At 63.0% G+C, this 24,233-nt stretch carries 18 protein-coding genes and 1 tRNA gene; 15 read left to right on the top strand and 4 right to left on the bottom strand.

Annotated elements, in window-relative coordinates:
- Positions 1-95: 95 nt before the first annotated feature.
- Positions 96-1,451: a TIGR03808 family TAT-translocated repetitive protein gene (locus tag JQK88_RS08045; RefSeq protein ID WP_203278014.1), complete on the top strand. Its 1,356-nt coding sequence runs from the start codon at positions 96-98 to the stop codon at positions 1,449-1,451.
- On the opposite strand, the gene JQK88_RS08040 is transcribed toward JQK88_RS08045, so the two are convergent.
- Together JQK88_RS08040 and JQK88_RS08035 are read right to left on the bottom strand one after the other, a co-directional pair.
- Entirely contained in the window at positions 1,444-2,448 is a 1,005-nt protein-coding gene (locus JQK88_RS08040; RefSeq protein ID WP_192256523.1) for an asparaginase, read from the bottom strand. The genes JQK88_RS08045 and JQK88_RS08040 overlap by 8 nt on opposite strands.
- Positions 2,449-2,474: 26 nt before the next feature.
- Positions 2,475-3,641: an acetyl-CoA acetyltransferase gene (locus JQK88_RS08035; RefSeq protein ID WP_192256521.1), complete on the bottom strand. Its 1,167-nt coding sequence runs from the start codon at positions 3,639-3,641 to the stop codon at positions 2,475-2,477.
- Between the two features lie 201 nt (positions 3,642-3,842).
- Between JQK88_RS08035 and betI the strand changes: the two genes are divergently transcribed.
- From betI to betB, 5 genes are all read left to right on the top strand, one after another.
- A complete protein-coding gene (gene betI, locus JQK88_RS08030; RefSeq protein ID WP_192256518.1) occupies positions 3,843-4,433 on the top strand; it encodes a choline-binding transcriptional repressor BetI in 591 nt (196 codons plus the stop codon).
- An 8-nt stretch (positions 4,434-4,441) separates the two neighbouring features.
- A complete protein-coding gene (gene betC, locus JQK88_RS08025; protein WP_192256858.1) occupies positions 4,442-5,971 on the top strand; it encodes a choline-sulfatase in 1,530 nt (509 codons plus the stop codon).
- Positions 5,971-6,972: a threonine/serine dehydratase family protein gene (locus JQK88_RS08020; protein ID WP_192256516.1), complete on the top strand. Its 1,002-nt coding sequence runs from the start codon at positions 5,971-5,973 to the stop codon at positions 6,970-6,972. Before betC ends, JQK88_RS08020 begins: the two co-directional genes overlap by 1 nt.
- The gene (gene betA / locus JQK88_RS08015) at positions 6,965-8,617 is read left to right on the top strand and encodes a choline dehydrogenase (RefSeq protein ID WP_192256514.1); all 1,653 of its coding nucleotides are present in this window, start codon (positions 6,965-6,967) and stop codon (positions 8,615-8,617) included. Before JQK88_RS08020 ends, betA begins: the two co-directional genes overlap by 8 nt.
- Before the next feature lie 104 nt (positions 8,618-8,721).
- Positions 8,722-10,185 carry a betaine-aldehyde dehydrogenase gene (gene betB / locus JQK88_RS08010; RefSeq protein WP_203278013.1) on the top strand — a complete coding sequence of 488 codons (1,464 nt, stop codon included), beginning with the start codon at positions 8,722-8,724 and terminating at the stop codon, positions 10,183-10,185.
- A gap of 180 nt (positions 10,186-10,365) precedes the next feature.
- Here the strand turns inward: betB and JQK88_RS08005 are convergent, their stop codons facing one another.
- Complete coding sequence (locus tag JQK88_RS08005) at positions 10,366-12,603, bottom strand: mannose-1-phosphate guanylyltransferase/mannose-6-phosphate isomerase (protein WP_203278012.1); 2,238 nt, start codon at positions 12,601-12,603, stop codon at positions 10,366-10,368.
- Positions 12,604-12,614: 11 nt separating this feature from the next.
- Entirely contained in the window at positions 12,615-14,135 is a 1,521-nt protein-coding gene (locus JQK88_RS08000) for a phosphomannomutase/phosphoglucomutase (RefSeq protein WP_203278011.1), read from the bottom strand.
- A 200-nt stretch (positions 14,136-14,335) separates the two neighbouring features.
- On the opposite strand from JQK88_RS08000, the gene JQK88_RS07995 reads away from it, so the two are divergent.
- The 9 genes from JQK88_RS07995 (at position 14,336) to JQK88_RS07955 (ending at position 23,849) form a co-directional block, all read left to right on the top strand.
- Positions 14,336-14,412: transfer RNA gene (locus JQK88_RS07995), tRNA-Pro, on the top strand.
- A gap of 559 nt (positions 14,413-14,971) precedes the next feature.
- On the top strand, positions 14,972-15,979 hold the full coding sequence (locus tag JQK88_RS07990) for an ABC transporter substrate-binding protein (RefSeq protein ID WP_203278010.1): 1,008 nt from the start codon (positions 14,972-14,974) through the stop codon (positions 15,977-15,979).
- A gap of 29 nt (positions 15,980-16,008) precedes the next feature.
- Positions 16,009-17,013: an ABC transporter substrate-binding protein gene (locus JQK88_RS07985; RefSeq protein WP_192256499.1), complete on the top strand. Its 1,005-nt coding sequence runs from the start codon at positions 16,009-16,011 to the stop codon at positions 17,011-17,013.
- A 46-nt stretch (positions 17,014-17,059) separates the two neighbouring features.
- Positions 17,060-18,070, top strand: a complete 1,011-nt coding sequence (locus tag JQK88_RS07980) for an ABC transporter substrate-binding protein (protein ID WP_203278009.1) — start codon at positions 17,060-17,062, stop codon at positions 18,068-18,070.
- A 43-nt stretch (positions 18,071-18,113) separates the two neighbouring features.
- Positions 18,114-19,121 (top strand): ABC transporter substrate-binding protein, encoded by a 1,008-nt coding sequence (locus JQK88_RS07975; protein WP_192256495.1) that lies wholly within the window; start codon positions 18,114-18,116, stop codon positions 19,119-19,121.
- Complete coding sequence (locus JQK88_RS07970) at positions 19,118-19,705, top strand: SCO family protein (protein WP_192256493.1); 588 nt, start codon at positions 19,118-19,120, stop codon at positions 19,703-19,705. Before JQK88_RS07975 ends, JQK88_RS07970 begins: the two co-directional genes overlap by 4 nt.
- The gene (locus JQK88_RS07965) at positions 19,671-22,325 is read left to right on the top strand and encodes a GAF domain-containing protein (RefSeq protein WP_203278008.1); all 2,655 of its coding nucleotides are present in this window, start codon (positions 19,671-19,673) and stop codon (positions 22,323-22,325) included. Before JQK88_RS07970 ends, JQK88_RS07965 begins: the two co-directional genes overlap by 35 nt.
- A 14-nt stretch (positions 22,326-22,339) precedes the next feature.
- The gene (locus JQK88_RS07960) at positions 22,340-22,687 is read left to right on the top strand and encodes a response regulator (RefSeq protein ID WP_246501742.1); all 348 of its coding nucleotides are present in this window, start codon (positions 22,340-22,342) and stop codon (positions 22,685-22,687) included.
- Between the two features lie 13 nt (positions 22,688-22,700).
- The gene (locus JQK88_RS07955; protein WP_203278007.1) at positions 22,701-23,849 is read left to right on the top strand and encodes a response regulator; all 1,149 of its coding nucleotides are present in this window, start codon (positions 22,701-22,703) and stop codon (positions 23,847-23,849) included.
- Positions 23,850-24,233: the final 384 nt, after the last annotated feature.

Raw genomic sequence — 24,233 nt, 5'->3', positions numbered from 1 at the left:
CGGACCCGGTCATTGGCCGGACTATGGACCGAGCGAAGACCGCTGCGGCTGGCACGATTCCTGCGGTTAAGTCGGGGATCGCAAAGGATGTGCCGATGTTGAACAGACGAGCGCTGCTGAAGAGGACGGCCGGTTTTGCCGTGCTCGGTCTTTCGTCGGGCAACATCTTGGCTAAGGCGGCAGCGCGCGGCTCGATCAACGCCGCCGAGCTTGGCGTGCAGCCGGACGCAGCGGACGACCAGAGCAAAGCCTTCGCCAGGATGCTTGCCGAGGCGAGCGAGCGCAACGCGCCGGTGTTCCTGCCGCCGGGGAACTACGTCGTCTCCAATCTGACGCTGCCCGCCCGTGTCAGGCTTTCCGGCGTGCCCGGCGCCTCACGCGTTCTCTATGGCGGTGGTGGCCGTTTGCTCACGGCCGAACAGGCCGAGCATATCGAGTTCACCGCATTGGTCTTCGACGGAGCCAGCGGCTCTCTGGCCGACGATGCGCAAGGGTTGCTCGACCTGCGCCGCGTCGCCCACCTGGTCATCGACAACTGCATGATCACCGGCAGCGGCAAGCACGGGCTGGCGTTGGAGCATGCATCCGGCCGCGTCGAGCGCTCGGATATTTCGGGGGCAGCGGACGCCGGCATCTACTCGGTAGAGGCCGCCGGCCTGGAGATATCGGGCAATACCGTGTCCGACTGCGGCAATGGCGGCATTCTCGTGCATCGCTGGCAGCAGGCCGAGGACGGCACCATCGTCAGCGGCAACCGCGTGCAGCGGGTTGGCGCGCGCAGCGGCGGCACCGGTCAGAACGGCAACGGCATCAACGCGTTCCGCGCCGGCAATGTCTCCATCTCCGGCAACATCGTCTCGGACTGCGCCTTCTCGGCGATCCGCGCCAACAGTTCCAGCAATCTGCAGGTCGTCGGCAACACCTGCTCGCGCTCGGGCGAGACGGCGCTCTATTCCGAGTTCTCCTTCGAAGGAGCCATCATCGGCAACAACATCGTCGACGGTGCTGCCAACGGCATCTCGATCGTCAATTTCAACGAGGGCGGCCGCATGGGCGTGTGCTCGAACAACATCGTGCGCAATTTGTCGACTACAGGCCCCTACCCCGCAGATGCGCCGGGCTTCGGCGTCGGCATCAGCGTCGAGGCCGACACCACTGTTACCGGCAATATCATCGAGAACGCGCCGCTCTACGGCATGCAGATCGGCTGGGGCGCCTATATGCGCAATGTGGTGGCAACCGGAAACATCATCCGCAACGCGGGAACCGGCATTGCCGTCACGGTGGTCGAGGGGGCGGGAAACGCCATCATTTCCGACAACGTCATCGACGGCGCCAGGAACGGCGCCATCATCGGCCAGCGCTGGGCCGAGCCGGCAACCGGCGATCTCGCCAAATCAAGCGATACCGGCTATGCGCATCTGACGGTTGAGCGAAACCGCGTCAGCTGAGCGACGCTGTCGGCCGCAGCGCGCCGACCTTGGCGCCGATGCGGCTTTCGATCGGCGGATTGGCCTGTTCCAAAAGGTTCGCCGCCAGCGCCTCGTCAGCCCCGAGAAGTTTTGCCAGCACCGCGGCGATCATCACCTCGGCGGCGCGGCCGGCGCCGTCATCACATTTCAACGCGATGCCGAGGCCTAGCTCCGGAACAGCGGCGCAATAGACGCCCTCGGCGCCGGTCTTGACGAAGATGCGGCCGGGCGCGGCCTGCATCAGCGCCACATCCGCCTTGCCGGTGCCGGCAACCAGGAAAGGCTCGGCCATGCAGGCTGACAGCAGGCGCTTGGCCGCCTTGGCGCGCTCAGGGCCAAAGCCCCTGCCCGTCGCCATGCGGGCAAAGCCCAGCGCAAAGCTCTTCAGCGGCACCGCGTAGGTCGGGATCGAGCAGCCGTCCGTGGCCCGGCTATTGGAATCGTGGGCAGCGCCGGTTACCGCCTGCATGGCGTCGCGAACCATCTCTTGAAAGGCATGGCCTGCCTGGACGTAGCCGCGATGCGCGATTCCTGCGTGCACACAGGTGCAGAGAAAGCCGGAATGCTTGCCGGAACAATTGTTGTGCAGCGCATTTGGCGAGCCGCCTGCGCGGGCCAGTGCAATCTCCGCACCATGGCTGGAAGGCCAATGCGCGCCGCATTCCAGCGCTGATTTGTCGAGGCCGGCCTTGGCCAGCATCGCCTGCGCCAATTCGACGTGCGCGGGTTCGCCGGAATGCGAGGCGCAGGCGAGCGCCAGTTCGCGGTCACCGAAGCCATAGGCGTCAGCGGTACCCGTTTCGACCAGCGGCAATGCCTGGATTGCCTTCACCGCGGAGCGCGGAAACACCGGCTTCGCCGTATCGCCGATTTCCCATACAGGCTTGCCGTCGCCATCAAAGACCGCGACAGCGCCGCGATGGGCGCTCTCGACGATCGCGCCGCGCAAAACTTCGACCAGAACCGGATTTGTCATGTCACCTCCCAGAAATGCAGGGCGGTTTATCTGATCCGGTCGAGGATGGAAACGTAGTTGGCGACGGCAGCGCCACCCATATTGAAGATGCCGCCGAGCTTTGCGCCAGGCACCTGGATGCCGCCGGCCTCGCCGGTCAACTGCATTGCTGACAGCACATGCATCGACACGCCGGTGGCGCCGATCGGATGGCCCTTGGCCTTCAACCCGCCAGATGGGTTGACCGGCAGCCGGCCGTCCTTTGCCGTCGTGCCGTCCAGCGCGAGCTTGGCGCCCTCGCCCGGCTTGGCCAGGCCCATCGCTTCATATTCGATCAGTTCGGCGATGGTGAAGCAGTCATGCGTCTCGACGAAGGAGAGGTCGTCGAGCGTCACGCCTGCCTTCTTCAAGGCCTGGTTCCAGGCGTATTCGCAGCCTTCGAACGACAGGATATCGCGCTTCGACATCGGCAGGAAATCCTGAACATGCTCGTTGGCGCGGAAGGCGACAGCGCGGCGCATCTTCAGCGCCGTCGACGTGTCGGTCAGCACAAGGGCTGCCGCGCCGTCGGAAACCAGCGAACAGTCGGTGCGCTTCAGCGGACCGGCAACGAAGGGGTTCTTCTCGCTTTCCTGGCGGCAGAACTCGTAGCCGAAATCCTTGCGCATCTGCGCGTAGGGATTGTCGACGCCGTTCTTGTGGTTCTTGGCGGCGATCATCGCCAGCGCATCGGACTGGTCGCCATAACGCTGGAAATAGGCCTGCGCGATCTTGCCGAAGACGCCGGCGAAACCCGCCGGCGTGTCGCCGTCCTCCGGCAGATAGGACGCCTTGAGCAGGTTCTTGCCGATCTCGGGACCGGGCGTCGTCGTCATCTGCTCAGCGCCGACCACCAGCACGATGCGGGCGGCGTTGGCGTCGATGGCGCGGATCCCTTGCCGGACCGCGGCGGAGCCGGTTGCGCAGGCGTTCTCGACCCGGGTCGCCGGCTTGAAGCGCAGCCGGTCGTCGGCCTGCAGCACCAGGCTGGCGGTAAAATCCTGCGGCGAGAAGCCGGCATTGAAGTGGCCAAGCACGATCTCGTCGACCTCGTCCGGGCCGATCCCGGCATGGTCGAGCGCGTCAACCGCGACCTTGGTGATCAGCCCTTCCAGCGTCTCGCCTTCGAGCTTGCCGAAGCGCGAATGCGCCCAGCCAACGATACATGCGGTCATGGCGGTCTCCATCCTTGGCGCCAGCCTAGCATGTGGGCTCATGGCGCAGTTCGCCTTTATTGTTCAAATATAAACAATCCCCACCGCGCCGAAAAGGGCCGCAGGCCGACAATCGCTTGGTGCAGGCCGCGATCGGATCGATTTTTGTTGATTGACGGATCAATAAAAAATAATCATGCGGGTCAGGAGCCAGGAACAACAATGCCGAAAGTCGGAATGGAGCCACTGCGCCGCAAGGCGCTCATCGACGCGACGATCTCGGCGATCGGCGAGCGCGGCTCGCTCGACGTGACCATGTCGGAGATCGCCGGACGGGCCGGCGTGTCCTCCGCGCTCGCCCACCACTATTTCGGCGCCAAGGATGAACTGCTGTTCGCCACGATGCGGCACATATTGGCAGAACTGACCATCGACATGCGGCGTGCTCTTCAAGCCGCCGCCACGCCGCGCGCACGCGTCTCAGCCGTGGTAGCCGTCAACTTCTCCGACATCCAGTTCCAGCCGGAAACCATCGCCGCCTGGCTCGCCTTCTATGTCGAGGCGCAGAAATCATCGGCTTTGCGCCGACTGCTCAGGGTCTATGCGCGGCGGCTGCATTCGAACCTGATGAGCGGCCTGACCGGCATCTTGGCCAGGCACGAAGCCGACCGTGCGGCGGAAGCAACCGCAGCGCTGATCGACGGCCTCTATATCAGGCGCGCGCTGAAGGACGGCGTGCCGGACGCGGCGACCGCGATCGCGCTGGTCGAAGACTATCTGGAAATCAAACTCGGCGGGCGACAGACACAGTGACAGCCTCAGTGACATCAAGGCGACCCAATTTCCTGATCGTCATGGTCGATCAGCTCAACGGCACGCTGTTCCCCGACGGGCCGGCCGACTTCCTGCATGTGCCGCATCTGAAGGCGCTGGCCGCCCGCTCGGCTCGCTTTGCCAACAATTACACGGCCTCGCCGCTCTGTGCGCCCGGCCGCGCCTCATTCATGAGCGGGCAATTGCCGTCGCGCACGGGGGTCTACGACAATGCGGCGGAGTTCGCCTCCTCGATCCCGACCTTCGCCCATCATCTGCGCGCCGCCGGCTACTACACCTGCCTGTCGGGCAAGATGCATTTCGTCGGGCCCGACCAGTTGCACGGTTTCGAGGAGCGGCTGACCACCGACATCTATCCGGCCGATTTCGGCTGGACGCCGGATTACCGCAAGCCCGGCGAGCGCATCGAATGGTGGTACCACAATCTCGGCTCGGTGACCGGCGCCGGTGTCGCCGAGACCACCAACCAGATGGAGTATGACGACGAGGTCGTGTTCCTCGCCACGCAGAAGCTCTATCAGCTTTCGCGCGAGCAGGACGATGCGGAGCATCGGCCCTGGTGCCTTACCGTTTCGCTGTCGCACCCGCACGACCCCTACGTCGCGCGCAGGCAGTACTGGGATCTCTACGAGAACTGCCAGGCGCTGGACCCGGAAACCGGGTTCATCGCGCATGACGAGCAGGACACGCATTCGCAGCGTCTCTATCATGCCTCCGACTACCCCTCCTTCGACATTACCCGTGAGCAGGTGCGTCGTTCACGGCGCGGCTATTTCGCCAACATTTCCTATGTCGACGACAAGCTTGGCGAGCTTCTGGACGTTCTCAAGCGCACGCGCATGCTCGACGACACCACCATCTTGTTCTGCTCCGACCATGGCGACATGCTGGGCGAGCGCGGCCTGTGGTTCAAAATGAGCTTCTTCGAGGGCTCGGTGCGGGTGCCGCTGATGATCGCCGGCAATGGCGTGCCATCAGGGCTGATCGAGGCGCCGGTTTCCAATCTCGACGTGACGCCGACGCTCTGCGACCTCGCCGGCATCGACATCGGGGCGATCGCGCCATGGACCGACGGCCAGTCGCTGCTGCCGCTTGCCAAGGGCGGGCAGCGCACCACGCCCGTGTTGATCGAGTACGCAGCCGAAGGCTCCTACGCGCCGCTGGTGGCGATCCGCGACGGCAAATACAAATTCGTCCATTGCGAGCTCGACCCGCCGCAACTGTTCGATCTCGAAGCCGACCCGCTCGAGCGCGACAACCTCGCCAACGATCCGGCGCACACTGCCCTCGTGACAGCTTTCACAAAAGCAGTCCGGGCGCGTTGGGACATGGTCGCCTTCGACGCCGCGGTGCGCGAGAGCCAGGCGCGCCGGTGGGTCGTCTACCCGGCGCTGCGCAATGGCGCCTATTACCCGTGGGATTTCCAGCCGCTGCAAAAAGCATCGGAGCGGTACATGCGCAACCACATGAATCTCGACAATCTCGAAGAGAGCAAAAGGTATCCGCGAGGCGAATGATGACAACAACGTTCGTTCCCTCCCTCGATCATCTCAAGCAGGCCTATGCCGTCACCTCCAGGGCGACGCAGATCACGCCGTTGCTGGAATCCGCGGCGCTCGCCAAGGAGACCGGTGCTGCGCGCGTGTTCATCAAGCCGGAATCGCTGCAATGGGCGGGCTCCTTCAAGGTGCGCGGCGCCTATTGGCGGCTGAAGCGGCTGTCGCCTGACGAAGCCAGGAAAGGCGTCGTCGCCTACTCCTCCGGCAATTTCGCGCAAGGGCTGGCGGCTGCCGGCCAGGCGCTCGGCATTCCCGTCACCATCGTCATGCCGATCGATGCGCCGGCCGCCAAGCGGGATGCCACCGCTGGCTATGGCGCGCGCGTCGTGCTGACCGATCATGGCGAGCGCGCCCGTGAAGAGGTCGCGGCCGCCAAGGCGCGCGAGATTGCCGAGATCGAAGGGCTGGCGTTGCTGCATCCATTCGACGATCCGGAGATCGTTGCTGGCCAGGCCGGCGCCGGGCTCGAAGCGCTCGAACAACTTGAGGCAAAGGACGCCAGTGCCGACCTCTTGTTCTGCTCGGTCGGTGGTGGCGGACTGATCGGCGGTGTGTCGCTCGCCTTCCACTATTTGTCGCCGGCGACCGAGATCATCGGCGTCGAGCCGGAAGGGTTCAACGGCATGGGGGCGTCATTGGATCACGGCGCCATCGAGACCATGCCGATCGCGCCGAAATCGATCTGCGACGGGCTGATGTCGCGGCGGCCGGGCGATGCGCCGTTCGCGGCGGTCAAGACCGCCGGCGTGCGCGGCATCACCGTCGACGATGCATCTGTGCGGCGGGCAATGAAGATCGCCTTCGAGCGGATGAAGCTGGTGCTGGAGCCATCGGGCGCCGCATCGCTGGCGGCGCTGCTCGGTGGCAAGGTGAATGTGACGGGTAAAACCGTCCTGGTTGTGGCTACCGGCGGCAATGTCTCGCTCGCCGATTTCATGGCGCATATGAACCATGCTTGAAGCAGATTTCGTCATTATCGGCTCCGGCTCGGCCGGCTCGGCCATGGCCTACCGGCTGTCGGAAGACGGCAAGCATTCGGTCATCGTCATCGAGTTTGGCGGCACCGATATCGGACCGCTGATCCAGATGCCGTCGGCGCTGTCGATCCCGCTCAACATGAGCCTTTACGACTGGGGCTTTGCCAGCGAGCCGGAGCCGCATCTCGGCGGCCGCGTGCTGGCGACGCCGCGCGGCAAGGTGATCGGCGGTTCGTCCTCGATCAACGGCATGGTCTATGTGCGCGGCCATGCCCGCGACTTCGACCATTGGGCCGAAGAGGGCGCGACTGGCTGGAGCTTCGCCGATGTGCTGCCCTACTTCAAGCGGATGGAAGACAATGACGGCGGCGAGGATGGCTGGCGGGGCCATGGCGGGCCGCTGCACGTCCAGCGCGGCCCGCGCAAAAATCCGCTCTACGGCGCTTTCGTCGAGGCCGGCCGCCAGGCCGGCTTCGAGCTGACCGACGACTACAACGGTTCGAAGCAGGAAGGCTTCGGGCCGATGGAGCAGACCATCCGCGGCGGTCGCCGCTGGTCGGCGGCATCAGCCTATCTGAAGCCGGCTCTCAAACGGCAAAATGTCAGTGTGGTCAAAGGTTTCGCCCGCCGCGTGATCATCGAGAATCAGCGCGCCGTCGGCGTCGAGATCGAAGCTCACAAACAGATTCAGGTCGTTAAGGCACGACGTGAGGTAATCGTCGCCGCATCGTCGATCAATTCGCCCAAGATCCTGATGCTGTCCGGCATCGGCCCGGCAGCGCATCTCGCCGAAAACGGCGTCCAGGTCGTGGCCGACCGGCCAGGTGTCGGCCGCAATCTGCAGGATCATATGGAGCTCTACATCCAGCAGGAATCCACGCAGCCGATCACGCTGAACTCGGTGCTCAACCCGTTCTCCAAGGCGCTGATCGGGGCGCAGTGGCTGTTCCTCAAGACCGGCCTCGGCGCCACCAACCATTTCGAGGCCGCGGCCTTCGTGCGCTCGCAAGCCGGCGTCGACTACCCCGACATCCAGTACCACTTTATCCCGGCGGCGGTACGCTATGATGGCAAGGCGGCGGCCAAGGCGCATGGCTTCCAGGCGCATGTCGGACCGATGCGCTCGAAGTCGCGCGGCTCGGTGACGCTGCGCTCGCCCGACCCCAAAGCGACGCCGGTTATCCGCTTCAACTACATGTCGCATCCAGACGACTGGACGGAGTTCCGCCACTGCATCAGGCTGACCCGCGAGATTTTCGGCCAGAAGGCTTTCGACAGTTTTCGAGGCAAGGAAATCTCGCCGGGCTCGCACGTCCAGTCGGACGAGGATCTCGATGCCTTCATCCGGGATCATGCCGAGAGCGCCTACCACCCGTGCGGCACCTGCAAGATGGGCCGCGCCGACGACATCATGAGCGTGGTCGATCCGGAATGCCGCGTCATCGGCGTCGAAGGACTGCGCGTCGCGGACTCCTCGATCTTCCCGCGCGTCACCAACGGCAACCTCAATGCGCCGTCGATCATGACCGGCGAGAAGGCATCCGACCACATTCTCGGCCGCACGCCGCTAGCGCCGTCCAACCTGGAACCCTGGATCAATCCGCGCTGGCAGGTCGCGGATCGATAGGGCATTGTCGGGCGGAATGCTTCCGCCAAACTAAAGTGCTACAGCGACCTTTGCGCGTCCAAGAGGACGCGCGGCGCTGTAGGAAAGATCATTGGAGACTTCATATGCGCGCCCAGCCAACGGCATCGCACTATGTCAACGGCCGCTACATCGAGGATGAAGGTGGTGCGCCGCTGCCGGTGATCTATCCGGCGACGGGCGAGATCATCGCCACCTTGTATTCGGCGACGCCGAATGTGCTGGAGCTGGCGATCGAAGCCGCACGCGCGGCACAACCGGCCTGGGCGCGGATGAAGCCGGTTGAGCGCGGCCGCATCCTGCGCCGCGCCGCCGACATTTTGCGCGCCCGCAACGCCGATCTCGCGCGCATCGAGACGCTGGATACCGGCAAGGCGATCCAGGAAACGCTGGTGGCGGACGCGCCGTCGGCGGCCGACTGCCTCGAATATTTCGGCGGTGCGGTCGCTGCCTTCAACGGCGAGGCCATCGATCTCGGCGGACCCTTTGCCTATACGCGCCGCGAGGCGCTTGGCGTGTGCGTCGGCATCGGCGCCTGGAACTATCCTATCCAGATCGCCGGCTGGAAATCCGCGCCGGCGCTCGCCATGGGCAATGCCATGGTGTTCAAGCCGTCGGAGAACACCCCGCTGTCGGCGCTGGCGCTGGCCGAAATCTACTCAGAGGCCGGCCTGCCCGACGGGCTGTTCAACGTCGTGCAGGGCTATGGCGATGTCGGCGCCGGCCTTGTCGGCCATGATGTCGTTGCCAAAGTGTCGGTGACCGGCTCGGTGCCGACCGGCCGCAAGGTGCTGTCGCTGGCCGGCTCGAAGATGAAGCACGCGACGATGGAGCTCGGCGGCAAGTCGCCGCTGATCGTCTTCGATGATGCCGATCTCGAAAATGCCATTGGCGGCGCCATGCTCGGCAATTTCTATTCGACGGGGCAGATCTGCTCTAACGGCACGCGCGTGTTCGTGCAGAGCGGCATCCACGACCGTTTCGTCGACCGGCTGGTCGAGCGGACGAAAAAGATCCGCATCGGCGACCCGCTCGATCCAGAAACGCAGATGGGACCGCTGGTCAACAAGGCGCAGCAGGAGAAGGTCGTCTCCTACATCAAGGCCGGCCAGAAGGATGGAGCGACGCTGGCCTGCGGCGGCAACATACCGTCGCTGCAGGGTTTTGATGGCGGCTTCTTCGTCGAACCGACGGTGTTCACCGGCGTCACCGACACCATGCGCATCGCGCGCGAGGAGATTTTCGGACCGGTGATGAGCGTGCTGAAGTTCGACGGCGAGGACGAGGTGATCGACCGCGCCAACGACACCGAATTCGGCCTCGCCGCCGGTGTGTTCACCCGCGACCTGCAGCGTGCGCATCGCGTCATCGCCGAGTTGCAGGCCGGCACGTGCTGGATCAACGCCTACAATCTGACGCCGGTGGAAATCCCGTTCGGCGGGGTGAAGCAGTCCGGTATCGGGCGCGAGAATTCGCTTGCGGCGCTGGCGCTCTATTCGCAGCTGAAGGCGGTGTATGTCGAGACCGGGGACGTGGCGAGCCCGTATTGAGAGGCGATAGCGGGCGAGCGCCTAATCTCCCCCCTTGAGGGGGAGATGTCGCCGAAGGCGACAGAGGGGGTCGCCGCGCGTGAAGCACCAACCTTCATCGATCGCAAGGAGGCCGCATCCAGTCGAACCGACCCCCTCTGGCCTGCCGGCCATCTCCCCCTCAAGGGGGGAGATCAGCCCTCACCCCTTCTGCGCCGTCCCATCAAGATACTGCGTCAGCGCGCAGACCAGATGATAGAAGATGCTGGCCGGCACGTCCGATGCCAGCGAGCGGCCGCGTTCGTCGATGCGGTCGATCCAGAGGCCGAGCGGGGCCGGGTCGATGTGCCAGCGGAACAGGCGGCCGACTCGCGCCTCGATCTCGGGCTTGAGATCGGGACCGCCTGAGCCATCCAGTGCGATCGCCGCCTTGATCGCTTCGGCCTGCGGCCAGCTGCGCGACACAAGGTCGAGCGGCAGGCCCTGTCTGGAGACAGCGCCGTAAGCAAGGCCGGTGGCGCGGTTGAGGCCGTTGGCGATAGCCGAGGCGTAGAGCTTGCGGGCAAAATTGCTCAACTCGCTCTGGCCGCTACGGGCGGCAAAGTCGGTGAGCAGCGAGGCCCATTCGAAATGGTGGCCGGGCTCGGTCCATGTGCCCTTCTCGCCGGCCGCGGGTTTCCATCCCGCGTCAAAAAATTCGCCCAGCGTCCAGCTCTCGGCGTCGAAGAAATGGCTGCGGAAGAGGTCGATGATGCGGGCGGCGCGTCGCAGATAGGTGCGGTCGCCCGTCGCCTCGTACCAGGCGAGGAAAGCCTCGAGCAAATGCATATGCGGGTTGGAGCGCCGATCGCCCTCACCGTCCGAAGTCTCGAGAAAGCCGGTCATGCGGCTGTCCTCGAGATGCGCGTCGAGGAAGGAGAACGTTTCTTCGCCGAGCCGCAGCGCATCGGGGTTGCCGCACATATGCGCATGCGCCAGCGCCAAGAGCACGCAGGAATGGTCGTAGGCATCCTCCGTGGCGTCGGCGACGGAGCCGTCGACATTGAGTGTGCGCACCCAGCCGCCTTTTTCGGTGCGGCCCTTGCCGGCCATGAAGGCAATGCCATGGGTAATCAGGCGGTCCGCCGGTCCGTCCCAGCCACGCGCCTTGGCAACGGCGAAGGCATAGACCTGCCTCGCCATTGTGCGCATACGCTTGGGCTTCATCAGCGGTTGGGCATCGAAGCCGAGCGCCTCATGAAAGCCGCCATGGCGCTCATCGACGCCTGCCGTCGACCACAGCGGCAAGGTCTCCTCGAACAGCCAGTGATGCACGCGCCGCCGCCAGGCCCCGCTTTCGATGACGCGGTCATGCGCCGGCGTGAACCTGGTTTCCAGCCGGCCCGATTTCTCCAGCTGCTCGACGATCTTCTTCACGTGCTGGCTGTGGCTGACCGGCGCGACGAAAGTGGCGTCGGCGGTCGAGACGATAGCGACATCCTTCATGCCGATCGCCGACAGGAGCCGGCCGTCGCTTCTGATGTAGGAATTCTCGCAATCGATGGCGACGACATCGCCGACGACGACATTGCCCTTGGCATCGGCAGGGCCGACATCGAGCAGCGACTGCCAGGAGCCGAGATCGTTCCAGCGGAAGCCGACCGGCACCATGGCGATGTCCTTGGCCCGCTCCATGATGGCGTAGTCGATCGAGTTCGACGGGATGGCGGCGTAGAGCTCCAGCGGCATATAGAGGCCGGACAGATCCGATGTCGCCGCCTTGTAGGCCGCTTCCGTGGCTTGCCAGATGTCCGGCTGGAACGCCGCGAACGCGTCGCGCATGGCGCCGGCGCGAAACAGAAAGATGCCGGTGTTCCAGTAGAAAGTGCCGGCCTTGAGATAGCTCTGCGCGGTGGCAAGGTCAGGCTTTTCGACGAAACGGGAGACGTCGAAGACGCCGCTGTTCTCGCCTGACACCTCGATATAGCCGTAGCCGGTCTCAGGCTGCGTCGGCCTGATGCCGAACACCACCAGCCGGCCGGCAAGGGCTGCCTCGCTGCCTGCCTCGATGCTCTGCCAGAATTGCTTCGGCGTCGCGATTTCGTGGTCCGACGGCACCACCAACACTAGGCTGTCGCCAAACTCGGACAGCGTGCGCAATGCAGCCAGCGCCACGGCAGCAGCGGTGTTACGGCCGGTCGGCTCGAACAGCGGGCCGCCGCCTGAGAGGTCGAGACCGGCAAGGTCGGCATGGACGCGCTCGGCATGACGCTCGGCGGCGATCAGGAAGATCGGCGTCTCGCCTTTCGGCCGTGCCGTCAGCCGGCGCAGCGTCTTGGCCAGCATCGAGCCGTCGCCGGAAAGATCGTGGAACTGTTTTGGATTGTCCTCGCGCGACAGCGGCCAGAGCCGCGAACCGACACCGCCACTCATGACAAAACTGACAATGCGCTCGGTCATGAAAGGCCCAATCAAAAGGTCTGGTTGTAGGCGCCTACTTCGGGACTGCGGCGCAGCACGGCGTCGACGGCCTCGAACATCTGACGGCGGCGGTCGGACGATACCGGGCTTTCGACAACCACGACAAGCTCCGGCTTGTTCGACGACGCCCGCACCAGCCCCCAGGTGCCATCCTCGGCAACGACGCGCACGCCGTTGACGGTGATGAGGTCCGATATCTTCTGGCCGGCAAAAGCCTCGCCGTCGCGCTGCATTGCCTGGAAGTCCGTCACCACGCGTTCGACAACGCCGTATTTCACATCGTCGGCGCAATGCGGCGACATGGTCGGCGTTCCGAAGGTCAGCGGCAGTGCGCGGTAGAGATCGGCCATCGAGCTTTTCGGATTGCGGTCGAGCATCTGGCAAATGGCTGTTGCCGTGATGAGACCATCATCGTAGCCGCGGCCGATCGGCGGGTTGAAGAAGAAATGGCCTGACTTTTCGAAGCCGGCGACGGCGCCGAGCTCGGCAACGCGGCGCTTGATATAGGAGTGGCCGGTCTTCCAGTAATCGGTGACGGCGCCATTGGCGCGCAGCACACTGTCGGTGTTGAACAGCCCGGTCGACTTGACGTCGACGACGAAAGTCGAGCCGGGGTACTGGCTCGAAATATCCCGCGCCAGCATGACGCCGACCTTGTCGGCGAAGATCTCGTTGCCTTCATTGTCGACCACGCCGCAACGGTCGCCGTCACCGTCGAAGCCCAGCCCGACATCGGCGCCGGTCTCCAGAACCTTGTCCCTGATGGCATGCAGCATCTGCATGTCCTCCGGGTTCGGGTTGTAACGCGGAAAAGTATGATCGAGCTCGATGTCGAGCGCGATCACCTCGCAGCCGATGCGCTCCAGCGCCTGCGGCGCGAAGGCACCGGCGGTGCCATTGCCGCATGCGGCCACGACCTTCAGCTTTCGCGCGATGCGCTTGTCGCCAACCAGATCGTCGAGATAGATCTCGCGGAACCCGGAGACGAAATCGTAGGAACCGCCACCGACAAGATCGAAATCGCCGGACAGCACGATCTGTTTCAGTGCGCTCATCTCCTCCGGCCCGAAGGTCAGCGGCCGCGCCGCGCCCATCTTGACCCCGGTCCAGCCGTTTTCATTGTGCGAGGCCGTGACCATGGCGACGGACGGTGTGTCGAGCGCGAACTGGGCGAAATAGGCCATCGGCGACAGCGCCAGGCCGATGTCTTTTACTCTGGCGCCCGCAGCCATCAGGCCGGACACCAGCGCCAGCTTGATGCCGAGCGAATAGGCGCGGAAATCGTGGCCGGTGACGATGTCAGGCCCGGCGCCAAGACGCCGAATCAACGTGCCCAGCCCCATGCCGAGCGCCTGGACGCCGATCAGGTTGAGCTCCGGCGACTGCTCGGAGCCGGGGTGACCGAACCACCAGCGCGCATCGTACTCGCGAAATCCCGACGCTTTGATCAGCGCTTCCGTTTCGAATTCGAAGCTGTTGGGCCGGGCGTCGCCTACGATTTTCAGGGGCAAGACAGCAGAGCTCCAGATGGCGAAAACACGATTTATCGAGGCTGCTGCCTAGCACACAAGGCTTTAAGCGGGGTTTATCTCGGGCGGGAAATCCAAGCTTTTCGGCAATGCCCGACGAAAGCGAACGAAATGCGACAGAAGCGCTGCCATTGCCGCTTGCAGGAACGAAGTACGGCGGCTATAAGCCCGCGGTCTGGTCACGGAGTGTAGCGCAGCCTGGTAGCGCACCTCGTTCGGGACGAGGGGGTCGCAGGTTCAAATCCTGCCACTCCGACCAGAAAAAACAGACACTTAGGTGTCCGTTTCTCCCGACATCCCCACAGAAATGGAAAAGTAGTTGGCAGCTCTTCGCGGCTGGCAGGGTGTATAGCTCTCCTAAGCAGCGGTCAGTTGCCGGCAGTCGTCGGATGACTGATGGGGCTGGGAGCGGAATGACGGCTTTTGGCGTCCGAAGAACGACATCGGACGTTCAGCCGGTGGGATCATGCTCTAGAAGCTGACCCGATGCAGACCTTTGCGTCGATCATTCGGATGGCCGCAATCGAAGTGGCCATTCGCAACCGCGCAAACAGTCTCCCCTGACAGCGAGGTGCTGGCAGGACGTTTGGCGTAGTAAGTTTTGCGCTCGCAACCGACTCAAATTGGGCGTATCGTTGGCATATCGTCGGTTGCTAATACATGAGCCGGCGACTGAGAGCGCAAGACTCCCGCATCGGACTGGGCGCGCTAGAATCCATAACTGCTCGTCGCGCTCACAAGACCATCTGCCTCTGCCGAACCTCTTTTGCTCGGTTCCGGCCAGAATTGCCCTTTGCAATTCGGAAAGGAGCGTTCCGATGCGGATTATTCAAAATCGTCGCACGTTCCTGGCCGGCGCTGCGGCGACCGGCGCCGCAAGTCTCATCGGCGCAACGACTGAGGCCTGGGCCGAGGCGCCCCCGGAAACGACTACTGTGCGGCTGGGCCGCTGGGTAGGTGGAGCCTATTGCTGGGGTTCGCTCTATCTCGCCGGAGAGCTGCTGCGCGCCGACGGCATGACCGACGTCCGCTACGTCGAAGGAGACACCAAGGTCGACAACACGCTGTGGCTCGCTGGCGGAGTGACGGATTTCGATTTCAACATGCCGACGATGCATATCCGATCCATCGATGCAGGAGCGCCTATCAAGATGTTGACCGGCGTGCACATGGGTTGCTGGGAGTTGCGGGCCAGCGACAGCGTCAACGGCGTTGCTGACCTGAAAAGTAAGCGGGTGGGGATTTGGGCCCTGAATGACCACCCACACGTATTCCTTACCCTGATCGTCAGTTACGTCGGGCTGGATCCCGGCCACGACATCGAATGGGTCGTAGGCTCCTCGCCGATGCAGGATTTCATCGACGGCAAGGTCGATGCCTTCCTCACCGACACCAGCGCGTTCTCGAAGGTCCGTTCCGATGAGATAGGCCACACGATTGTCAGCAACTTGGTCGACCGTCCATGGTCGGAATATTACTGCTGCATGGTCGCAGGCAGGGCGGACTATGTAGAAAAATACCCGCTTGCGACCAAGCGTGTACTGCGAGCCATCCTCAAGGCTGCCGATTTCTGCGCGTCCGACCCAACCTCGGCGGCGCGCGAGCTGGTCGATCGCGGCTTTCTGCCGAGGTACGACCTTGCACTGACGACCCTGCAGAATACCGCGCACGACAAATGGCGGGCCTACGATGCTGAGGATTCGGTCCGCTTCTATGCGCTCCGCATGCAGGAGACGGGCATGATCAAATCGAGCCCGCAACAGATCATCGCCAACGGAACGGACTGGCGCTTCCTCGACGAGTTGAAGCGTGAGCTGAAAACCTGATCCCATTTGTCTCAAGGGGAGACGTGGAGATGCAAATCATTCAGAGCCGCCGGCGCTTCCTGGCCGGCCTTTCGGCAGCCGGCGCTGCAAGCCTCGTCGGGGTCCGCCAATCGCTCTCCGCAGAGCCACCGCCGGAAACGACGCGGATCCGGCTCATCCGGATTCCCAGCATCTGTCAGGCCCCCCAGTATGTAGCCGAAGAACTGCTGCGCAGCGAAGGGTTCACTGAGGTGCACTACCTCCAAAAGAGGGGGACCGCAGACATCGCGCCGGCCCTCGCCTCTGGTGAAGCTGACCTCAGTGCGCATTTCGCCGCCCCGCTCCTTCTCCACCTGGAGGCTGGGGATCCGATCGTCATCCTGGCTGGACTCCACGTCGGCTGCTTTGAGCTGTTCGGGACCGATCGCGTCCAAGCGATCCGCGACCTCAAGGGGAAGACTGTGGCCGTGCCGTCGCTGGATTCCAGCCGATACGTCTTTCTCGCCGCTATGACGGCGTATGTGGGCCTGGACCTCCATAAGGACATACACTTCGTCACGCATTCGGGCTCCGAGTCCATCCGGCTCCTAAGTGAGGGGAAGATCGACGCCTACCTGGGCTTTCCCCCCGAACCACAGGAGATGCGGGAGCGGCAGATCGGCCATGTGTTGATTAGCAGCACCGTGGACCGGCCCTGGTCGCAATACTTCTGCTGCGTGTTGGCTGGGAACCGAGAGTTCGTCCGCACGTATCCGGTGGCCACCAAACGCGCCCTCCGCGCCATCTTGAAAGCGGCGGATTTCTGCACCAGCGAGCCCGAGCAGTCCGCCCAGTTCTTGGTGGAGCAGGGCTATACGAGGCGCTATGACCATGCCCTCCAGGTCATGAAGGCGATCCCCTACGGTTGGCGTGAGTATAGCGCTGAGGACACTCTGCGCTTCTACGCCTTGCGCCTCCATGAGGTCGGGATGCTCAAGAGCACCCCCCAGAAGCTCTTGGCCCAAGGCACCGACTGGCGCTTCTTCAGCGAACTGAAGAAGGAGTTGAAGACGTAGGCAATCGCCAACACGGCGTGCGCCCTATCGAGGGAAGGAGGGGCTTATGCAGGTCTTCCAGAACCGCCGTCATTTCCTGGCCGGCGCTGCGGCAGCCGGCGCCGCGGGACTTATCGGCACCTCGACGCAAGCCTGGGCTGAGCCGCTGCCGGAGACCACCTCGGTCCGCCTGCCGCGGTACATCGGCGGCGCCTATTGCTGGGCGGGCCTGTACCTCGCCGGAGAGATGCTGCGCGCCGAGGGGTTCACCGATGTCCGCTATGTGCAAGGTGACAAGAAGGTTGATCATTCGGCGTGGATCGCAAACGGCGAGACGGACTTCAGTGTGAATTATGTGCCGATTCATCTGGCGTCGATCGATGCTGGAGTGCCAATCAGGGTACTAAGCGGACTGCACTCCGGGTGCCTCGAACTGATCGCCAACGACAGGGTTAAAGGCATCTCGGACCTGCGGGGAAAGCGGGTTGGGGTCTTTACGCTTGATTCGCCGCAATATGTGTTGGTTTCTCTGATGGCCGCCTATGTTGGGCTCGATCCCGTCAACGACATCGAATGGGTCATCGAAGAGCACAATTTTGCGGAAGGCTTCGTCGAAGGAAAGTACGATGCAGTGCTCGGCCAACCGCCCCGCACGCAGGAACTTCGCTCCAGGAAAGTAGGCCACACAATCCTCAACTCGACCACCGACCCGCCGTGGTCGCAGCACTTCTGCTGCATGATTTCGGCGACTGCGGATTATGTGGACAGATATCCGGCGGCTACAAAGCGCGTCCTGCGGTCCATCCTCAAGGGCGCCGACCTCTGTGTCTCAGATCCGTCATGGACTGCAGAACAGCTGGTCGATCGCGGTTTCGTGCCCAGCTACGACTACGCGCTGCAAACGCTGCACGACATCCGGTACGACAGGTGGCGGGATTACGATGCCGAAGCCTCGATGCGCTTCTACGCGCTGCGCATGCACGAGACGGGCATGATCAAGTCGAGCCCACAGCAGATCATCGCCGATGGAACGGACTGGCGCTTTCTCGACGAGCTGAAGCGCGAGATGAAAACGTGAGCGGCCAAGGCACATAGTTGCCTTTTATGGGAAGGAGAGGCCCATGCAGATCATTCAAAATCGCCGCACCTTCATGGCTGGCGCCGCGGCGGCCGGCACCGCTGGTTTAATCGGCGCAACCACTGAGGCCTGGGCCGAGCCACCACCGGAAACGACCACCGTCCGCCTGCCGCGGTGGATCGATGGTGCCTACTGCTGGGCGGGGATGTACCTGGCCGGAGAGCTCCTCAAAGCTGAGGGCTTTACCGACGTCCGCTACGTCCAGGGCGACGAGAAGGTCGATCAGGCGGTGTGGATTGCACGCGGCGACACGGATTTCAGCATGAACTACGCGCCGGTCCATGTCGCGTCGATCGACGCCGGCGTGCCAATCAAGGTGCTTGGCGGTCTGCACTCCGGGTGCCTCGAGCTGATCGCCAACGACAGCATCCAAGGCATCTCAGACCTCAAGGGCAAGCGGGTGGGCATGCACGACATCGATGCGCCGTCGCGCGTGCTAGTTGCCCTGATGGCCGCCTATATCGGACTGGATCCCGACAACGACTTCGAATGGGTCCAGGAAAGCAAGCCGGTGGAAGCCTTCGCCGAAGGAAAGTTCGATGCATACCTCTTCACGCCGCCGGAGACGCAGCAACTGCGCGCCAAGAAAATCGGCCACACGATCCTCAACACAACCATCGACCGCCCGTGGTCGCAGCACTTCTGCTGCATGACCTCGGCCGCTGCGGATTACGTGAATAAGTACCCGGTGGCGACCAAGCGCGTGCTCAGAGCGATCGTCAAGGGTGCTGACCTCTGCGCGTCGGATCCCGCATGGAGTGCAGGGCAGATGGTCGAGCGAGGTTTCGTCGACAGCTACGAATACGCGCTGCAAACGCTGAGCGATACGCAGTACGACGTCTGGCGGGACTACGACGCCGAAGCCTCGATGCGCTTCTACGCGCTGCGCATGCAGGAGACGGGCATGATCAAGTCGAGCCCACAGCAGATCATCGCCAGCGGCACCGACTGGCACTTCCTCGAGGAGCTCAAGCTGGAGTTGAAGACATGAGCACGTGGCCGGTATGCGTCTTGTTGTTGGCGCAGCTTGTTGCTTGGCCCGCCTATGCGCACGACGCGCCGCATGACCAGCGCCTGCCGACGATCGGGCAGGCGCCGGACTTTACCTTGGTATCGCAGGACGGTGTGCGCGTGTCGCTGCACGACTTTCGCGGCAAGGTGGTCGCCGTCTCATTCATCTATACCTACTGTACCGACGTCTGCCCCATGCTGACCGCCCATATGGCGAGCGTGCAGGAAAAGTTGGGTAGTGCGTTCGGACCCCAAATCGCCTTCGTTTCGATCACCGTAGACCCGGAGCGCGATACGCCCGATGTCTTGAAGGAATATGCGCAGAATTTTGGTGCCGATCTGAAGGGCTGGTCGTTTCTCACCGGTGATCCGGCGGTCGTCCATGAGGTGGGACGGAAATACGGGGTCATCGCGAAGAAGGCGGCGAACGGAGAGGTCGACCATACCTTGTTGACGTCGCTCGTGGACCCCAATGGCATCTTGCGAGTACAGTATCTTGGCGTCCGGTTCGACCTGGAGGAGTTCCGGGATGACCTTGTCAGCCTCTTGGACGAATCCAAATAGCATAACGAACCGGCTCGTTGGCTGGGTTGCCCGGCTGCCGGCGCGCGTCCAGACCAAGCTCTTGATCGCGTTCCTGTCGATCGTTGGCCTGCTGATCGTGCTCGGGGCCGTCGGGTTGCAGGTTCTGAGTGGGGTCAACGATCAGACCAACGAGCTGATCAAGCTGCAGCGCAGGATCGCGGCCTACCGCCAGGTACAGCACGATACGACCACCCAGCTCTACGGCATCTCCACCGCCCTGTTGCTTCAGGACGACCGGATGCTGGATGCTGCGCTGCGCCAGCTCAATCAGTTCGGCTACGACCTCGACCGCATGGAGTTCGTTGCCAAAGCCGAGGTGGAAGTACTTGGCCAGGTCAGGCAAGAGTACGAACAGCTGACGGCCGGGGTGACGCACGTGGCAGAGCTCGTCCGAGCCGGCCACACTGAGGATGCGCGCAAGGTTCAGCTTGATGGAATCGTACCGTCGGCTGATCGCCTCGAGCGCCTGACAAACCAGCTGGTTAACATGGCCGAAGCCGACATGGTGGCGGCCATCGAAACGACCGAGGGTGTGTACGGCACGTCCAGACTGATCGTGGCCTCGTTTGCGGTGGGTAGCATCCTGCTGGCGTTGGGGCTCGGCTACATCATCTCCTGGTCGTTGATCGAACCGGTCAAGAAGATCGAGACGCGTCTCAGCCAGATAGCGGCCGGCGACTTCGCCCAACAGGTTGCCGTCGCCAATCGCGACGAACTTGGAGTGCTCGCCGCTAACGTCAACCAGACCTCCGACCAGCTGGGGCGCCTGTATCAGGAGATTGAGACGCGCACCCAGCAGCTCGACGAAGCCCTTCAGCAGCAGACGGCCACTGCAGACGTTCTGAAGGTCATCAGCCGCTCAACCTTCGATCTGCAGGTCGTGCTCGATACGTTGGTGGAATCGGCTGTCAGGCTCAGCCGTGCCGACAAGGGTGGCATCGTGCAGTTGCTGGATGGCGTATTCCGCTATGTGTCGACGCATGGCTACCCGCCCAGTTTCCGTGCTTATGTCGACGCCAATCCACTTCCAGCGCTTGCCGCAGGTCGAGGCTCCGCCGTAGGGCGCGTAATCGAAGAACGGCGGATCGTGCAAATCGAAGACGTGACCGCTGATCCGGACTACCGCGTTGCCTTGATCGCCGAGGCAGGCGGATTCCGCACCGTCCTCGCTGCCCCGCTGTTGCGGGAAGGTGATCTCGTTGGCGTATTCGTCATGACGAGGGTTGAGCCGCAACCTTTCAATCCCAAGGAGATCGCGCTCGTCGAGACATTCGCCGACCAGGCGGTGATCGCCATCGAGAATGCGCGGCTCTTCGAGGCGGTGCAGTCACGGACGCGCGAGCTTGCCGCGTCTGTTGGTGAGCTCGAGGCGCTTGGTGAGGTGAGCAAGGCGGTCAATTCGACGCTGGATCTCGACACGGTGCTGAAAACGATCGTCGCCAAAGCGGTCCAGTTGTCGAAGACGGATGCTGGCACCATCTACGTGTTCAGCAGCACGCGACAGCAATTCCTTCCGCGCGCAAACTTCGGTATGAGCGATGAGCTTATCGCCGCGGTCTCACACCAGACGATCGGGCTGGCCGACATGGGGATCGGCGACGCACCCGGGCGCTGCATGCCGGTGCAGTTTCCCGACCTCAGCCAGGAGACCTCATCCTTCCTTGTAAGAAAGACGATCGTCGAAGCCGGATATCGCGGTATCCTGATCGTTCCGCTGCTGAGGCCCAACAAGATCGTCGGTGCACTGGTCGTCAGGCGCCACAAGCCAGGTGCCTTCCATGAGCAAGTTGTCCACCTGCTGGAGACCTTCGCAGCCCAATCGGTGCTCGCGATCCAGAATGCCAAGCTGTTCCGCGAGATCGAGGAGAAAGGCCGGGAGCTGGAGGCAGCTAGCCGCCACAAGTCCCAGTTCCTCGCGAATATGAGCCACGAGCTCAGGACACCGCTCAATTCGGTCTTGGGCTTCACAGAACTGCTGGTCGACGGCATCTACGGCGAACTCCCGGACAAGGCGAAGACAACCGTCGCGCGCGTGCAGGCAAACGGTCGTCACCTCCTCGGCCTCATCAACGACGTACTCGACCTTTCCAAGATCGAAGCCGGCCAGCTCACGCTGGCGATCGAGGACTACTCCGTCGCGCAGATTGTTCGATCGACCGTTGCGGCTGTCGAGCCGCTGGCGCGAGCGAAGGGTCTTGAGCTTTCAACGAGTGTTGCCGAGAACCTTCCAATCGGCCGCGGGGACGAACGCCGTTTGACGCAGGTCCTGCTCAATCTTGCAGGCAATGCCGTCAAATTCACCGAAACGGGTGCAGTCGACATTCTTGCCGATGCGGTCGACGGGCACTTCGAGATCACCGTCCGAGACACCGGTCCCGGCATCGCGTCCAAGGACCAGGCTCTCATCTTCGAAGAATTCCAGCAGGTCGACAACAGCAGCACCAGGCAGAAGGGTGGCACAGGTCTTGGCCTGGCGATCTCGAAGCGCATCGTCGAAATGCATGGCGGAACCATAGACGTCGAGTCCGTGATCGGGTCAGGGTCGACATTCCGTTTCAAAGTACCAATCCGGGTGAATAAGGACGTGAGGGCCGCATGAGCAAACGAATCCTAATGGTGGAAGACACCGAGGACAACCGCCAGATCATCCGCGATCTCATTGCCACCACCGAATACGAACTGATCGAGGCAGCGGACGGCGCCGCCGGCATCGCTGCAGCCGGAGCGCACAGGCCAGACCTTATCCTTATGGACATTCAGCTCCCAGTGATCGACGGGTATGAAGCGGCCCGCCGCATCAAGGCCGATCCGGCGCTGCGGCACATTCCGATTATCGCCGTCACCTCCTATGCGTTGTCGGGCGACGAAGCGAAAGCCCTTGCTGCCGGGTGCGATGGTTACATTGCCAAGCCATTCAGTCCGCGCCAGCTGCTTTCCGAGATTCGCGGGTTCCTTTCTTGAGGGAGGCAGCGCCTTGCACGATCCGCCACGCATTCTCGCGGTCGACGATACTCCGGAAAACCTCGAGATCCTGCGCATGCGCCTCGAGGCGAACGGCTATGAAGTTGCAACCGCCGCCGATGGTGAAGAGGGGCTTGCGAAAGCCCGCGAACTCACGCCGGATCTGATCCTGCTCGACATCATGATGCCGAAGCTCGACGGCATCAGTTTGGTACGCATGCTCAAGCAGGACGTCTCGCTGCGATCGATCCCCGTCATTCTTGTCACCGCAAAAGCCGACACGCGCGATGTGGTCGAGGGGCTGGACGCCGGGGGCGATGACTATTTGACAAAGCCCTTCGAGCACCAGGCGCTGTTGGCGCGGGTGCGCTCGATGCTGCGCCAGAAGGCGCTTCACGATACCGTCGCAAGCCAGGCCCAACTCCTCCAGGAACAGGCCGCACAGCTTTCCGATTGGAACCGCTCGCTCGAGCAGACCTTGGCGGAGCAGGTGATCGAGATCGAGCGAATGGGCCGGCTGCGGCGTTTCCTGCCCGAGCAGGTCGCCGACCTCATCCTTGCGGCAGGAAATGGCGACACGCTTCTGCAAAGTCACCGTCGCGAGGTGACCGTCGTTTTCTGCGATCTACGCGGCTTTACAGCCTTCGCCGAGACTGCCGAGCCCGAGGAGGTGATGGCGGTTCTTAGCGAATACCACGCCTGTCTTGGTGAACAAATCATCCGCCACGAGGGAACTCTTGAGCGATTCGTGGGCGACGGTATCGTCGTGGTTTTCAACGATCCACTGCCCTGCGCCGACCATACGGAGAGAGCCGTCCGCATGGCTACGGCGATGCGTGATGCGATTGGCGAGCATTCAGAGCAATGGCGCAAGCGCGATCACTTGCTCGGCTTCGGAATCGGCATCGCCCGAGGCCATGCAACCATAGGGCGGATCGGTTTCGACCAGCGCGCCGATTATGCAGTGATAGGCACAGTGTCGAACCACGCCGCCCGATTGTGTGAGGAAGCCAGGCCACGCCAGATTCTCGTCAGCCAGCGGGTCGTTGGTGCCGTGGAATCACTGGTTGAGTCCGTCGCCGTTGGCGAACTGACACTGAAAGGTTTTCGCCGCCCGATGCCTGCCTATGAAATCGTGCGGTGGATCGGTCGGCCAAGCTAGCGTTGGACGCACTCCGGTCTCTTTCGGACCATACGGCCCGTCGAACCGCCGACACAAAGCAGCCCAGCCATCCACCGATCTCGAGTTCGCTGCAACGGGGGAAAGCGGTCGCCCCGCGAGTAACAACCCAATGTCAGCCTACGCAAATGAGGCCTTCACTCGGATGTCTGCTTTTGGGACGCGGCTATGGCGTGCTCGACGACCGACATTAAGGCGCGAAGCAGTCTGGCAGCCTTCGGGCCGGGAGCCGTAGGCAGGGAAGAACGATAGCGGTCGTTCAACCTCCAGGACCCGATGTCCTAGGTTGACCGCCATTGCGGACAGCCGGCGAGGACGGTCGCGAGAGGGTGGTAAAGCGGGCAGAGGGTTGCTGACCATCATCAG

Source organism: Mesorhizobium caraganae, assembly GCF_016836705.1.
Classification (GTDB): domain Bacteria; phylum Pseudomonadota; class Alphaproteobacteria; order Rhizobiales; family Rhizobiaceae; genus Mesorhizobium; species Mesorhizobium caraganae.
This window is presented reverse-complemented; position numbering and strand designations above follow the sequence as displayed.